This is a genomic window from Myxococcaceae bacterium JPH2, assembly GCA_016458225.1.
Classification (GTDB): domain Bacteria; phylum Myxococcota; class Myxococcia; order Myxococcales; family Myxococcaceae; genus Citreicoccus.
In genome coordinates this window covers 71,008-85,837 of record JAEMGR010000043.1, presented here as the reverse complement: position 1 = coordinate 85,837, position 14,830 = coordinate 71,008, and the positions used below count along the sequence as shown (strand labels likewise).

Below are 14,830 nucleotides of genomic sequence, written 5' to 3'. Positions count from 1 at the left end.
GGCTTTGAGTCAACGCGAGGTGGAGTGGCTTCCCGCTCGTCGTTGTGACGGCGTGAATCTTCGTTGAAAAACCGCCTCGAGAACGCCCCAGAGCATTGCTTCGGTTCCCCCTTTTCCGCCCGAGGCATCCTGGTGTGCCCGGACGACAGAGGCATCCGCCAGCGAGCCGGCCGCATCCACTTCGAGCCGAAGCTCCTTGAAAATGGCCTCCCAACGCCCGGTTCGCGCCCACCGGTGGAAGCGATTGTAGACGGTCTTCCAGCTGCCGAACCGCTCGGGGAGGTCCCTCCACTGAACCCCGGTCTTCACTCGCCGCACCGCCGCGTTGATGAAGTTGCCATCCCCTCGCTTCGAGCGCGGGCCAGTCCTGGGACTCAGAACAGCCTCAATGCGGCTTCACTCGGCATCGCTCAGTTCATGTCGGCGCATGGGCCTGTGCTGAGCATTCAGGGCCCCTGCCAACAACCGCGCCCGATGGAGAGTTGGTCGAACTGAACGTTCGGCCAACGCCGAGTTGTTTTCCCGACACAAAACCAGGGACAGCCCCTAGCATGAAAAGCCAAGAGGCCGCCGAGTGGGTGAGTCGGCGATTCGAGAACGTGCATGCGCGGTTCGCCGTGACGGCGGCGGCGAGCAACGACAGCATCGTCTGCACGGTCACGACGTACGATGAACAGGGCGCGATCTCGGATATCAAGGAACAGCCACTCGGTGGGCTTGCCGCCGCTGGGCATGTGACGGAGCCCGCGCGGTTCGACGCGTTCCTGCGCGCGAGCGCAGCGGCACTCCGCACCATGCTTGCCGCGAGCGACTTTGAGAGCATCTCCTTCGAACTCCTCCCGCACGAACTGTTCGTGCTCGAATTGCTCGCCGATGCGTCCCTTCTCCTCGAGGAAGACTTTCTTCGTGTGCTTGAGGATTCAGCCCGCCGTGAGGTCTATGTCGCGCGCGCAGCGCTCGCGGACTTTCTTGTCCGAACGGGCGTTGAGTCGATCGACGACGACACGCTGCGCTCCCTTCATGCACTCACGCCAGCTGGCCGCGTCCACGGTCTGGCTCACGCCGTCGCGAGCGTGAAATCTCTCGCGGCGCGCGGCCACCCAGCGCACGCGTTGCTCGTTGCGATGATGGAGGAGTGGGTCGAGGAGGAATCCGACCCATCTGATCAAGCGTGGGCCAAGGGACCCCTCGTCACGGACTTGCTTCTCGCAGGCACGTTCGAGCTGCTCGAGCCAACGCTCACAGGCGAGCTTCGGCGACACGCCATCGAATGTGTCGACCGGCTCGCCAGGCGCCCGTCCTGCCCCATGCTGGACCGCGCGGGATTCCTGTCGCCATCGTGAAGGTTGAGCAGGACGAAGCAGCAGGTCGCCTCATCACCCGGCCGCCCACATGCCACTGGCGCATCACGCCGCCGAGCCACCTCCGAGGCTCGGCGGCCCTGCGCATCAGCCTCCCCCGCGGACCGCGGCCTCAATCTTCGCGATGTCGATCTTTCGCATCGTCATCATTGCGTCCATCGCACGCTTGGCCGCCGCCTTGTCCGGGTGGGTCGTCGCATCGAGCAGCGCGCGCGGCGTGATCTGCCACGAAAAGCCCCAGCGGTCCTTGCACCAGCCGCACGCGCTCTCCGCGCCGCCATTGCCGACGATCGCATTCCAATAGCGGTCGGTTTCTTCCTGGTTCTCGGTGACCACCATGAAGCTGACCGCCCCGTCAGGCTTGAACGCCGGCCCGCCGTTGAGCCCGATGAAGTCACGGCCGAGGACGGTGAACTCCACGGTCAGCTCGTTCCCCGCCTTGCCATCAGGAAAGTCACTCGCGGCTTCGTGGACCGGACCAACGCGGCTGTTGGGGAACACGCTGGCGTAGAAATTCGCGGCTTTGCGCGCCTCGCCATGGTCGAACCACAGGCAATTGATAATCTTCTCCGCCATTTCGTCTACCCTTTCCTTGCTCCGACCCGCGCGAACATCGCGCCTTTCGGATCGACCCCGTTCATCGACAAATCGCCGCCGGGGATTTCGTTCGGACCGTTGAGTACCTGCCCGCCAGTGACCTCGATTGCCGCCTTCGCCGCGTCGATATCGGCGACGCGGAAATAGAGGGAATCTCAGAGTTGCCTCAAGCGGATGAGGATGTACCCCAGGTGCGGCCCCATTTCAAATGGACAGGTCCCTAACGTTCTGACAGCCCTCTTGTTGGGAGGCTCACTCGACTTGCTCCCGAAGGTGCTGTTCTTGCTGCGGACTTTCAAGTCGTTCCAGACGAACCCCGAGGCGAACCTTTCGCCGCCGCAGCTCTTCGGCATCTTGTTGGGCGCGGTGAATGCAGAACAAATCACTGCCTACGGAATTCGATGAAGACCGGCGTGCCGTCCTTGAGAATCCAGACGGGGCTCAACATTTGGTGGGCGTGTCTCCCGACCAATGGAAGCAGGTGGCGAAGTCCGGCGACGAAGCGCTGAGCAATCTGGGCGCGTGCCTGGCTTCGTTGAAGGAAGACAAGATCACCTTCACCGCTGCGGAGCAGAGGGAAGGGTAGGCAGTGCTGGACCCAGGCGGCGAGCTTCGTGAGAGGAGTCGGCGCACCGCCTGATTCACGCCTCGGCAGATGAGCCGTGAATGAGGGCCGGGCTGGCGACTGTTCTTGTCAAGCGTCTGGGGGACCACTCGATGCCGAGACGAGGCACGGCATCGAGTCCCGAGGGTTTGATGGGATGAGTGCTTTGAACGAGAAGTGGCTTTCATTTGCAGCCCGTTCAGGCACTCACGGTCCTCCAATAGGAATGCGGCGGGGCGTGAGCGTTTGGGCGCCAGGGCGCGAAGCTTGCTCCTGGCACCACCCAGCAACTCCAGCGTCCCTTCACGGCCGCTTCATTGGCAGCTCTTGCCGCAGACGCTCCCGGTCTGCTCGACACAGATGCTGTCCCAAGAGACGGAGCAGCAGAATGGGTCGACCGCGCAGATCGCTGAAACGCAGTCAGCCTTCGCGCTGTCGCAGGGGTTCACGAGAGAGGCGCCTGGCGTGCAGAGCAAGTGCCCACACGTGCCGTCCGATTCTGAGCACGTCAGGCTGCCACAGACCGTTCGGACCGCGCCGACACAACGGCTGTCCCATGAGGTGCTTCAGCAGTACGCGTCGGCCGCGCAGACCGACGAGACACACGGGTCGGAAGCCGGCGCCAACGCAATTCCGGATGTGCACTTGTCGTGTATGGGGGCGCGCGCGCCGGCGGAGAAGGACGTTCCGTTGCTCACGGCCACCGCGGCCACCGCCGTGGGGGCCGAGGCGGAAGCAAGGCCAAAGAAGAAGCTCCTGTTTCCCGTCCCGGGACTTGCTCCACCGCAAACCGGTGTTGCGAAGGTGAAGGTGATGTCATTGCCCACCTTGTTGGCGGAGGAGAGTCCGATGGTGCCACTCCCGCCAGAAGTGACGACATAGACCTGATCGGCCGGCCCCGTGCCGTTGTACTGAAAGGAGGCCACAGGACCGAAGGAGACGCGTAGCGACTGGACGCGAGGGAGGTGGGTGATGCCAGTGGCGTTGGTCAGGTCGACTACGTACTCGTAGCCGTAGTGCCCCTGTGCCGGGGCACCGGTCGCTCCTGTGAACGTGCGCGTCTGCAAGCGCGCGGTCCCGGAGATTCCTGGCAGAGGGATGGTGGTGCTCGAGTCGGTGACAGGCAGCGAGCAACTGGTATCGAAGACACAGTTGATCGCCGGTGCGCCGACATTGACGACGCTGAGCGCTTCCGCTGCGGCAGGCTTCGACAGTGCGAGCAGCGTCAACGACAGAGTCAATTGGATGCGAAACATGTCATGACCCCCATGTCTATTCACTGCGTTCGACGTCAGGCTGGGTCTTGCTTTTTCCGCGGCTCTGCCTTTGCCAGCCCACAACCCGGATCGCGCCTGCGCGGCAATGCTAGATGGAGAGCGCGCAAAGAAAACGGTTCGGCGCTATGACAATGGTCATGAAGGGCAGGGCCCTCTCGTTGGTGGAGCGATGAGAGAGTCATGGAATTACCCTCTGGGTGGCCGTTTCCGACTTCGCCGGACATGTTGGTGCTTCATGTCCACGCGATGCCGCGCGGGTTCCAGGGGAGACGGTGTCGCTTGCGAAGGTGCCTGAACCCAATGCCGATCAGTTGAGGCCGAGGCAGGGCTCTCGCTCGCGTCACGACTCTCCCGGACTGGCGGCCCCGACGCATCACCGCGTCCAGCGCCACCCTGTCTGCCTGCTTCACCTTCGGCCGAGGCTCCTGCATGTCGGCCCTCCTGTCGGGGCCAATACGCAGGCTCGGCGGACTTCATCCGGGCCGAGAACTAGGGCTTGCGTGCAGGGCCCTGGGCGGCCGCCGCCTCGCGCAGCTTGTCCTTCTTGCTCTTGCGCTTGCCCTTCACGCCGCCCTGCGGGTCGAGCACGGGCGCGGCCACCTCCGTGGGCTCGAAGCCCGGGAGTCGCTCGCGCTCGAGGCGCAGCCCGTGGCGCTTTTCGATGACGCGGAAGTGGGCCTCGGTGTCCGCGGTGACGAAGCTCAGCGCGGTGCCGGGCTCTCCTGCGCGGCCCGTGCGGCCGATGCGGTGCAAGTAGTCCGTGGGAGAGCGGGGCAGGTCGTAGTTCACCACCGCCGGAAGGCTCGCGATGTCCAGCCCGCGCGCCGCGACGTCCGTGGCGACCAGCACCCGCACGCGGCGGGCCCTGAAGTCCTCGAGCGCCTGCGTGCGCGCGCCCTGGCTCAGTTCCCCGTGCAGTGCGAGCGCCGCGAAGCCCGCGCGCTGCAGCTTCAGCGCGACGTGGTCTGCGCCGTAGCGGCTCGCGACGAAGACGAGCGCGTGCGACCACGGGTACGTGACCAGCAGGTGGCGCAGCAGCATCGTGCGCTTGTCGGTGTCCACCATGAGGGCCCGCTGCTGGATGTCGGGCGCGGGAGCCGCCTCGCTCGCCTCCACGGTGATGCGCGCGGGCTCGCGCAAGAGCCCCGCTGCGAGACCCTGCACGGCTGGCGGGAAGGTGGCGGAGAAGAGCAGGTTCTGCCTGCGCGCGGGCAGCAGCGCGAGCACCCGGTCCAGCTCCTCCGCGAAGCCCAGCGAGAGCAGCCGGTCCGCCTCGTCCAGCACCAGCATCTCCACCGCGCCGAGCCTCAGCGCGTTCTGCTCCACGAGGTCCAGCGCGCGCCCTGGGGTCGCGACGACGAGGTCCGCGCCGCCACGCAGCGCAAGCATCTGCCGGTTCGCCGAGACGCCGCCCACCGCGAGGACGCTCTTCAGGGCCCGTGGCAGGTGCCTGCCGTACTGTTCCACCGCCTCCATCACCTGGGCCGCGAGCTCATGGGTAGGCACCAGCACCAGCGCGCGGACGGGGCGCGGCGAGCGCGACGCCCCGGCGCTGAGCCTGTGCAGCAGCGGTAGGAGGAAGGCGGCCGTCTTGCCCGAGCCCGTCTGTGCCGAGGCCCACACGTCCTGTCCGCGCAGCACGGCGGGGATGGCGGCGCGCTGCACGGGCGTGGTGGCGTCGTAGCCCAGGTCCGCGACGGCGCGGACGAGCGGCTCGCAGAGGCCGAGCGAAGAGAAGGTCATGGAAGGAGCCTATATCTCGGCGCGGGCCCACGTGGCGCGCGGACTGCCAGCTCGGCCGCGGGGCAGGCATGACTCCTGCCGGGCAAGCGCCGTCCGTCCCAGGGCCCCACGGGGACTTGCAGCCCTTTACTTAATGCGTTTCATCGTCGTGGCGGCCAAGCAAAGCCTTGCGGCATGGACATGCGTGGAGCCCATGATAGTGATTGTTTGATGCGATCCAGGAATAAGTGGTAATGGGCGCTGTGTTAGTGAATGAGGTGTTCATGTCAGTGAATGCAAACCTTTCCAGCCGTATTGCCTTCATCCGTGCACCACCCAGACCACGGCTCCGGACCGCTCCTATTACTGGACCGCGCCCTCCACCGGCATGTTCACCTTCGCCACGACGGGCTCCACCTTTGACACGGTGCTCCTGCTCCTCGATGCGGCCACCAATGCGTCGCTGGGCTGCAACGACGATGCGAGCAGCACGACGTTCCAGTCCTCCTTGACGGTGAACCTCACCGCTGGAACGCGGGTGAAGATTGTCGTCGATGGCTACGGCACCCGCTGCGGCGACTTCGCGCTCAACATCTCCGCGCCGACCTTCGCGAACTGCGCGGCGGTGAAGGCCGCGATTCCCAGCGCTCCGGATGGGGAGTACGTCATCAACCCGACCGGCACCCGGCCCATCTCCGCCTACTGCGACATGCGGTTGGGGGTCGAGCTCTGCACGGAAGACGTGGGCGCTCACCGGGGGCGGACGCGTGAGGGCTCGAACCTCGACGACGTCATGATGAGCCTGCTTGCGCGCGCGACCGGGCTCTGCAGCGTATGGGCCCTCCGCGGCGCGAGCGACAATCGTCCCATCGACGCCCTCGTCGCCGCTGGGAACCCGACCATGGGGACCTGTCAGGCCCTGGGTTTCGTGAGTGATGGGACCCTCACCCTGTGTGATTTCGGGAGCGAGTGGGGAACCTGCGGCTACAACGTGAGCAGCGGCTATTATCGATATGGCAATGGCTGCATGGGCTGTTCCTTGAACGACGGCTATTACACCTCGTACAAGCCCCAGGGCCCGATGCGGATCTCCACGGTCATCTCGAGCATGGATGGCAGCACCCGTTCGGTCTGCCGCACGCGCTGACGAGATGGGGCGTGTGCCGCACCTGATGGTTGAGAGCGTGTTGAAATGGGGTGAATGGGTCGGCGCGTTGCCGGAACAAGATGCCCGACCTCGCAATGCCCGCGCGCACGCCGTACCCGAGCGACCTGACAGACGAGCAGTGGGTTCTCTGGGGAGGCCGCTTCAAGGGCCTCCCGCAGTATTCAGCGCAGGGCCCGGGCATCCCCCTGGGGGGGCACCGGGAGGGGATGCGTACCGGGTGAATCCGAACAACAAGACGGGGGAGGCGGGGTTCGGAGCGCTCATCGGTTGCACGGACCCGGAGGAGGTGCGTGGCATCGGTACGCACGGCATCGTGTCGTCGTGGACCACGAGCACGGGTGTGGACTGCGATCGACACTGGGCGGGGACGTCGATGGCGGCGACGCACGTGTCCGGCACCGTCGGCTTGATGCCCTCGCGCAATGCCTCGCTCACGCTCGCGCCAATCAAGACCCTCCTCGCCTCGACGGCGCGCTGGGTCGTCCCGTGCGTCGGGCCGGGCTGCCCGCTGAAGACGCTGGATGCACACGCGGCGGTCTCCGCTTCCAGGTTCGACGCCACCGCGCTGTCGTGCTCAAGCTCCACGAGCAATCAATTCCAGTGCGCGGTCACGAAGGCGGGGGGCCTGGCGCCGTTCACGGGCGCGTGGACGACAGTCGCTCCGGCGGGCGTCTACTCCCAGTCGCTGACCAACCCCGACCAGTCGTTCGGCATCTGCACCCCCGGTGTCCTGAACACCGTGAGCGCCACCCTCACCGACGCCCTGGGCCGCGCGCAGACCCGGAGCCGCACGTTCCTCTGCTCCTGAGTGCCGCAGTCCTCACGTGAGGTTCGAACGGACTCCTCGGAGCATCGGGGGGGCGCCCGTCGCTGAGCTAGCGACCCTGCATGGATTCAACCCTGTCGAAGAGGGGCGCCAGCGCGCCTTCCATGGCGTTAGCCGTTGCATCGCCGCTCTGGTTGGTGATGATGAACACCCCCAGCTGATACTTCGGCACGATGTAGAGATAGCATTGCGCGCGAGGCACGCCGCCGTGATGCACGTAGTGGGTGCCCAACTGGCTGCTCTGGCCGATGTTCCAGAAGTAGCCAATGCTGAAGTCCTCCGCGAAGCGCACCAGCGGCTTGTGTGACTCTGCCACCGCGGGATGGTTGCTCAACTGCAAGCGCAAGTACTTGACCATCTCCGGCATCGTCGCCTTCAAGGCTCCCGCAGCACCCCAGGGCAACAGTGGCATCGGCGTCGTGCTGACCGGGTTGTCGCTGTGGTAGCCAGGCGCCAGACGGCTGGTGTCCTGGGCACGCAGGCGCAGCCACGTGTCGTGCATACCGGCCTCCCTCGCCAGGAACTCCGCGAGCAACGATTCGTAGGGAGCCCCGTGGATCTTCTCGAGGGCGTGCGCGACCAACTCGGTGCCGGCGCTCGAGTAAGCATAGTCCTTGCCGAGCGGGCCCTTGATGCTGACGGTGTGCAGGTCCTGCCAGAATTGCGCCTGTCCGTAGTTCGCGTAGGCGGCATTGAGCTTTGCCGGGGTGGCATGCTCAGTGAAGTCCCTCAACACCTCATTCACTTGCAGTGGCAACATCCCCGGCATGCCGCTGGTGTGGGTGACCAGATGGCGCAGACGGATGGGCTCGCCGTCTGACTGCAGGTTCGGATAGGCGGACGGCAGATACTTTTGTATCGGGTCGTCGAGGGTCGCCTTGCCTTCGAGGACAGCGTTCGCCAACAGCAGACCGGCGAAGGTCTTGCTGACTGACCCGATCTCATAGAGGGTCGTGTCGTCGGGTGGATTGGACTTGCCGGTCTCCAGCTCGCCCCGATGCAGGATGAACTCCTCGCCGCGATAGACCACCGCGATCGAGGTTGCGTGCAGCAGTCTTGACTGAAGCAGGGTCGTCGCGGCCTGGTTCATTGCCGTGGGAATATCGCGAGCGGCCGCGGAGCCAGTCGTCTTGCAAGCGGCCAGCACCAACATCATTCCAGCAATGGCTACAGAGAGTTTGTTCATCAGCCGCATCGTCCAGAGGGGGATGGTCAGTCTCGCACACCCCCCAGGTCGGAACCAGACGCGCGAGGACCGCCGGCTCATGCGCAGGCGTTGCCGAGCCATGGCCTGGAACACGAGAAGTCCTCGGCGTCATCGAGCAGGACCAAGACCGCTTGCTCGCCGTGGACCAGCGCCTGGCGAGCTGCCGCACGGTGACATGCCCTGAGATTTTCGGACCACCTGAAGCTTGAGCGGATGCCGCTCCGGGTACGACGGAGGCAGGCGGTGAAGAAGCGTCGGTTCAGCGAAGAGCAGATGGTCGCGATTCTGCGCGAGCCGTCGGCGCCCCACATGATGCCGGACGTGTCGGCGGCAATGATGCCGTCATGGTGACGCGGGCCCAGCGCTCGGCGGGCCAAGCATGGTGCCTGGAGCCCCGCCTTGATCATCCCCGACCCAGGCCCACGAAGGCCTCGCGCGCCTCGCTCATGCTCTTTGACGCGCTGCGGGGCTGGCCTTGACGCACCCATGACGCTGCGACCGAGTCTTGGATAGGCAGAGGGCCTCTGCTCCGGAGGTCAGCGCGCCGCGGCGACCGCGTTTCTGCTCGACTCACTCCACACGTTCTACTCGGACGGCCGTCACCTTGTACTCAGGCGTGTGCGTGTCGCCATCCTGATGCGGGCCGGTGACCGCGTTGATGAAGACCTCGGCGGTATGGAAGGTGGTGAACGTCTCGCCGGGCCGCACGCGCGCGGACCGGCGCATCGTTAGTATTGCCTCACCGTAGCGGCTGCGCACCCTCACGCGTGCGCCGTCTTCCAGCCCCAGTTGCTCCGCGTCCACCGGGGCCATGTCCAGCCAGTCTCCGGGTTGGAGCACCGCGTTCGGTGTTCGCTGAGTCATTGTCCCTGCGTTGAACTGGTAGAGCCTGCGGCCTGTTATCAGCGTGAACGGGTACTCTTCCGTGGGTGCTTCCGGTGAGGGCCGGTGGTAGACGCGTCGCAGGGCCGCCCGGGGCCCGCTGGAGAATTGGCGCTCGTGCAGTATCTGGGTACCCGGGTGCTCCTCTTCGGGACAGGGCCACTGCATGCCCCCTGCCTCCAGGCGCGTGTACGAGAGCCCCGCACCTGCTGGCCATACCCGCCGTACCTCATTCCAGACATCCTCTGGGGACTGGAAGGCGAAGCCCTCGGGGTGTCCCAAGGCTCGCGCCGCGCGGCAGAAAATCTCCCAGTCTGGCAGGGATTCGCCCATGGGAGGTCGCGCCCTGCGCACGCGCTGGACCCGCCGCTCGCCATTCATGAAGGTTCCGTCTTTCTCGAAAGAGGTGCAGGCGGGCAGGAAGACGTGGCCGAACTCTCGTGCCGTCTCGGTGAAGAACAGGTCCTGTACTACCAGCAGCTCCAGCCGCTTTAGGGCCTCTCGGGTGATGTGCGCGTCGGGGTTGGTGAGCAGCACGTCGTAGCCGAAGGCCCACAGTGCTTTGAGCCGCCCTTCGTGCGCAGCGTCCATCATCTCCATCAAGTCGAGGCCTCGCGCCGAGGGAACCGGTGCGCCCCAGCGCGCCTCGAAGCGGGCCCGGCTTGTCTCCAGCGGGGCGTAGCCGGTGAGGTGGTGGGGCTCGCAGCCCATGTGCGCCGAACCTTGTACGTTGTTCTGCCCGCGCATCGGGTTGACACCTGTGCCCGGCTTGCCGATGTTGCCCGTCAGCAGCGCTAGGTTGATGAGCGTCATGACGGACTCCGTGCCTTGCACATGCTCGGTCATGCCCAGCCCGTGCAACATCATGGATGGGCTGTTCGTGGCATAGAGGCGCGCCGCTTGGCGAAGGGCCCCCGCGTCCACCCCGCAGAGGGCCGCTGCGCGCTCGGGCGTCCAGGATTGGATGAAGACTCGGAAGTCCTCCATCGCGTCTACGCGCTCGCGCAAGAAGGACTCGTCACACAGTCCCTCGGACACCACCACGTGGGCCAGCGCGTTGAGCAGCGGCACGTCCGTCCCCGCCCGGGGTTGGAGGTGCACATCCGCATACTGGGCGAGCTCAGTGCGCCGCACGTCGATGACGATGAGCTTCGCTCCGCGCAGTACCGCCTGCTTCACCCGGGCACCGACGACGGGGTGACACTCGGTGGTGTTGCTGCCGGCCACCAGTAGCGTGCGCGCGACCTCCACGTCATTGAAGGAGTTGGTGGACGCCCCCGTGCCCAACATGGCGTTGAGGGCTGCTGCGCTGGGGGCGTGGCACACCCGCGCGCAGCAGTCCACGTTGTTCGTCCCAAGCGCCACGCGGGCGAGCTTCTGTGCCAGGTAGTTCTCTTCGTTGGTGGCCCGCGCCGAACCCAACATGGCCACCGCGTCCGGCCCATAGCGCTCCCTCAGGTCTCGCAACCGTTCCGCCACGAAACCCAGTGCCTCGTCCCAGGAGGCGCGCCGCCAGCCGTCATGCTCGCGCAGCAGCGGCACGGTGACTCGGTCCGGGGCCTCTGCGAAGCCGAACGCATAGCGGCCTTTGGAGCACAGGTGTCCCTGGTTGGACGGCCCCTCACGAGAAGGGCGCACGGTAGAGATTCTCCCGTCGCGCGCGCCTACGTCCATCTCGCAGCCCACCCCGCAGTAGGGACAAGTGGTGCGCGTCCAAGTCTGGGGCCACCCCTGGTCGAGCACTGTCTTGTCCTCCAGCGCTCCGGTGGGGCAGGTGTCCACGCATGCCCCGCAGGAGACGCACGAACTGTCGCGCAGTGTGGCTCCATCCGGGCGGATGCGTGTCTCGGTGCCCCGGTTCCAGACGCGCCAGACAAATTGCCCCTGCACCTCGTCGCAGATGCGCACGCAGCGATAGCAGTAGATGCACTGGGACATGTCCACGTGGATGTAGGGGTGCGAGTCGTCGCGCAGCTCCGGCTGGTATGCGCCGCGCAGCGCGCCCGCCAGGCCGTACTCACGCAGGAGCCGGTGGAAGGGCTTGTCCGGGTGGCGCACCACCGCCTCGGCCGGGTACTCCGAGGCCAGTAGCGACAGCAGCACCCTGCGCTGCGCTTCCACCGTGGGCGAGCGTGTGCGCACCACCATGCCGTCCACCACGGGCTCGGTGCAGGCCGCCACCGGGCGACCGCGGCCCTCCACTTCCACGATGCACGTGCGGCACGCTCCCACCGACGTGAGACGCGAGTCGTGACAGAGCGCAGGCACTTGGATGCCGAGCGCCTCCAGGGCTTGCAGCAGCGTCCCCGGCGGGCACTCGCATGGCTGCCCGTCGATGGTTACGCGAAGCACGCTTCCACCTCTTCCCGATAGTAGCGAAGCACGCTTCCGGCGAACTCTCCCAGGCCGATGCCGTGTCCGCACAGGCTCGCAAGGCGCAGTGCCTCCAGAATGTCCTCCCACCCGCCCGCCTCGCCGCGAGGCACAGGGCACGCCTCCAGCACGCGCGCGAAGAGCTCCTCCACCTTGTGCGCCCCCAGGCGGCACGGCGTGCACTTTCCGCAGGACTCGTAAGCCCCAAAGGAGAAGACGTGGTGCACCAGCGCGGCGATGGAGGTGCGAGCGTCGAAGGCCACCACCCCGCCATGGCCGACTGACGCGCCGATGGCCTTGAGCTCTTCGAAACCCAGCGGAGTGTCCAGCAGGTGTGGGGGAATGACTCCCGCCAGTGGCCCGCCGATGAGGACGCCCTTGAGCGGCCCGGTGCGCAGTCCGCCCCCGAGTTCCTCCACCACGCTGCGCACCGGCACGCCCAGCTCCACCTCGTAGAGCCCCGGGTGGTGGAAGAGCGAATTGAGTGACAGCACCTTCGTCCCGTGGCTGCCAGGAATCCCCAGCGCGGCATACGCGCTGCCCCCATGGCGTGCAATCCACGGCAAGTTGGCGAGTGTCTCCACGTTCTGCACCAACGTGGGCTGGCCGAATAGGCCTACCTGTGCCGGGTACGGTGGCCGCGCGCGTACGAAGGGGCGGCGGTTCTCCAGCGCATTGAGGAGTGCCGTCTCCTCGCCGCACAAGTAGCTGCCTCGGCCCACCTCCATCGCGACCTCGCAGGAGAAGGCCTTGCCCAGGATATGCGAGCCCAGCATTCCCTCGCGTTGCGCCTCGTGCAGGGCAACGCGCAAGATATTTGCGGCGCGCGGATACTCCTTGCGCACGTAGATGAAGCCCCGGCGGGCACCCACCGCATACGCCGCCAACAGCAGCCCTTCCAGCACCGCGTGGGGATCGTCTTCAAGAAGGAAGCGGTCAACGTAGGCGCCTGAGTCACCCTCATCCGCGTTGGCCACCACGAATTTCTCCTCCGCGGGGAATGCGGCCACTGTGCGCAGCTTGCGTCCGGTGGGGAAGCCCGCGCCTCCCCGGCCGCGCAGCCCAGACACCTCCAGTTGGGAAATGAGCGCTTCCGGAGGTGAGTCCAGTGCCCGCGACAGCGCCTCGTAGCCGCCCCGGCGAGTGTAGTCGGCCAGCGCGCGTGCGCCGCCGGTAGCGAGGCGCTCGAGTACAATGGCTTTCGGTGAATGGACTCGCATCGCGGGCAGCGTGCCGTCTTCGGTGGAGGACGGCGATGCGTAGCATTGACCCAGACAGTAGACGCGGGCATCGGCGGAGGTTGCTTGCCGCCAGCGCTCGGGGCGGAGCTGGCGCGCCACGAAGCAAGCCGTGCCACGGCAGGCACGGTCGGCGAGGGGCTCGTTTCCGAGGTGGTAGAAAGACTCGAGTTCTGGCGCGTCGAATCCGGTCTTCATGGGGAACTCGGGGACGGAAGAGGGGCGCGTCAGGGTACGGGAAGCGACTTCCCTGCTCCTTTGGGGAGAGAGTGCCGCGTCTGCCACCGGACGCTTCTCACGTTGCGTTGCTCAGCGGGTTGGTGCGTGCCACCCACCCACAGGCCTCCCTCTTCCTCGGCGGCCAGCGCGTTCAGGTGGTCCGAGACTCGGGCCCACCCCCAGCTCCAGCCGCCTGCGCGCAGTCAGGTCCGCCGAGCGCAATGGTTTCAGGCGTATGGATACCTCCCGCTCCACCTTGAAGCGGGGCACCGCCCCCCGGCGTCGTGCCATGGGTGAAAGGGGCGCACGACGTGCGCCGGGCCGCCTGCCCGCCCCGGACCGTGCGCACTCTGTCGTGGGCTCAGACTTCCCTGGAAAGGGAACAGTCGGCCACCCGAGACATCCCTTCGGGTGGTGGACCTGGGCGAACAGGGGCCGAATGACTTGGAGCGGCGCGAGTTGCGGAGGCTTCTCTATGGCTTGGGCGCCATCCTCCAACTCCACTTTGCCCAGGAGGAGGAGGTTTTCGAGGCGGTCTCTTGAGCGCGGCGCGCCCGGGAGCAACCCCAGACATCGCCGCCTGATGCCCCCAAGGAACTTCCCGCCCCGAATAACTACACCCGATTCGGGACTTGACCTCGCCGGGATGCTCGACCATGCCGACCATCACATCGGCCGCACAGAAACTCGAGGACCACGCGCGCGCCTCGCTCGAAGTGACGGGCTCCCCAGTGTGGCCTCGACGCGCTCATGACGCAGCGACCGAATTGGGGGAGGTATCGTGCTGTGGCGCTGTCATTCGAGGGTCAGTAGTTGACGACTCCATTGGGCAGAAGGAGGCGATGCTCCCCCTTGACAATAAGGGAGCGCGCCACGTCCAGTTGCACCACGGCACGGCCTCGCTGCGCGAGCTCACGGACGGGCGCATCGAAGTGTATCGGAGCGACCCGCGCGTCGATGGCGCCCACCTTCTCCCCCTGGGTGTATTCACCGAGGCCTTGAAGTTGGAGCGTCACTCGGACGCGCTCCACGCCGTCGGGCACGTAGAAGTAGCCCACCAGCGGCGCGTGGTCTGAGTTGGCGAGGTCCACTTGGTGTTGGGCGAGCTGGACCCGGATGGGACTACCGTTTCCGGTGACGCTGATGTCCCTGATGGGAACCTCCAGCTTGTCGTAGCCTTCTGTCGAGGTGCCTCGGAGCCGCAGTTCGAAGCGCTGGCCTGGAATGACTTCCGTCTCCTCGGGGCTTCCATCCGGATGGGTGGCGAGTCGGTCACTGCCGCAACCCGCGAGGGTCAGCGCCGCTGCAATGTATGTCGTCAACACGAGCTTGTTCATGGTTTGCTTTCTCGAATTC

12 protein-coding genes are annotated in these 14,830 nt (G+C 66.1%); 4 read left to right on the top strand and 8 right to left on the bottom strand.

Features of this window, described 5'->3' with window-relative positions:
* Window positions 1–9: 9 nt before the first annotated feature.
* Window positions 10–390 carry a transposase gene (locus tag JGU66_34680; GenBank protein MBJ6765930.1) on the bottom strand — a complete coding sequence of 127 codons (381 nt, stop codon included), beginning with the start codon at window positions 388–390 and terminating at the stop codon, window positions 10–12.
* 161 nt (window positions 391–551) lie between these two features.
* On the opposite strand from JGU66_34680, the gene JGU66_34675 reads away from it, so the two are divergent.
* Window positions 552–1,343, top strand: a complete 792-nt coding sequence (locus JGU66_34675; GenBank protein MBJ6765929.1) for a hypothetical protein — start codon at window positions 552–554, stop codon at window positions 1,341–1,343.
* A 105-nt stretch (window positions 1,344–1,448) separates the two neighbouring features.
* Here the strand turns inward: JGU66_34675 and JGU66_34670 are convergent, their stop codons facing one another.
* Window positions 1,449–1,937 (bottom strand): VOC family protein, encoded by a 489-nt coding sequence (locus JGU66_34670; GenBank protein ID MBJ6765928.1) that lies wholly within the window; start codon window positions 1,935–1,937, stop codon window positions 1,449–1,451.
* 391 nt (window positions 1,938–2,328) lie between these two features.
* Between JGU66_34670 and JGU66_34665 the strand changes: the two genes are divergently transcribed.
* Window positions 2,329–2,544: a hypothetical protein gene (locus tag JGU66_34665; GenBank protein ID MBJ6765927.1), complete on the top strand. Its 216-nt coding sequence runs from the start codon at window positions 2,329–2,331 to the stop codon at window positions 2,542–2,544.
* Window positions 2,545–3,128: 584 nt separating this feature from the next.
* Here JGU66_34665 and JGU66_34660 read toward each other — a convergent pair.
* Entirely contained in the window at window positions 3,129–3,818 is a 690-nt protein-coding gene (locus tag JGU66_34660; GenBank protein MBJ6765926.1) for a hypothetical protein, read from the bottom strand.
* A 510-nt stretch (window positions 3,819–4,328) separates the two neighbouring features.
* Window positions 4,329–5,582 carry a DEAD/DEAH box helicase gene (locus JGU66_34655; GenBank protein MBJ6765925.1) on the bottom strand — a complete coding sequence of 418 codons (1,254 nt, stop codon included), beginning with the start codon at window positions 5,580–5,582 and terminating at the stop codon, window positions 4,329–4,331.
* Window positions 5,583–5,949: 367 nt separating this feature from the next.
* On the opposite strand from JGU66_34655, the gene JGU66_34650 reads away from it, so the two are divergent.
* Together JGU66_34650 and JGU66_34645 are read left to right on the top strand one after the other, a co-directional pair.
* Entirely contained in the window at window positions 5,950–6,708 is a 759-nt protein-coding gene (locus JGU66_34650) for a hypothetical protein (GenBank protein MBJ6765924.1), read from the top strand.
* A 238-nt stretch (window positions 6,709–6,946) separates the two neighbouring features.
* Window positions 6,947–7,537 (top strand): S8 family serine peptidase, encoded by a 591-nt coding sequence (locus JGU66_34645; GenBank protein MBJ6765923.1) that lies wholly within the window; start codon window positions 6,947–6,949, stop codon window positions 7,535–7,537.
* Window positions 7,538–7,604: 67 nt separating this feature from the next.
* On the opposite strand, the gene JGU66_34640 is transcribed toward JGU66_34645, so the two are convergent.
* The 4 genes from JGU66_34640 to JGU66_34625 all read right to left on the bottom strand — a co-directional run bounded on the left by JGU66_34640 (window position 7,605) and on the right by JGU66_34625 (window position 14,811).
* Complete coding sequence (locus tag JGU66_34640) at window positions 7,605–8,741, bottom strand: beta-lactamase family protein (GenBank protein MBJ6765922.1); 1,137 nt, start codon at window positions 8,739–8,741, stop codon at window positions 7,605–7,607.
* A 591-nt stretch (window positions 8,742–9,332) separates the two neighbouring features.
* Window positions 9,333–11,996, bottom strand: a complete 2,664-nt coding sequence (gene fdhF / locus JGU66_34635; protein MBJ6765921.1) for a formate dehydrogenase subunit alpha — start codon at window positions 11,994–11,996, stop codon at window positions 9,333–9,335.
* Window positions 11,984–13,453, bottom strand: coding sequence for an NADH-quinone oxidoreductase subunit L (locus JGU66_34630; protein MBJ6765920.1), 1,470 nt, complete (start codon window positions 13,451–13,453; stop codon window positions 11,984–11,986). Before JGU66_34630 ends, fdhF begins: the two co-directional genes overlap by 13 nt.
* An 827-nt stretch (window positions 13,454–14,280) precedes the next feature.
* Window positions 14,281–14,811, bottom strand: a complete 531-nt coding sequence (locus JGU66_34625; protein MBJ6765919.1) for a hypothetical protein — start codon at window positions 14,809–14,811, stop codon at window positions 14,281–14,283.
* Between the last annotated feature and the right edge of the window lie 19 nt (window positions 14,812–14,830).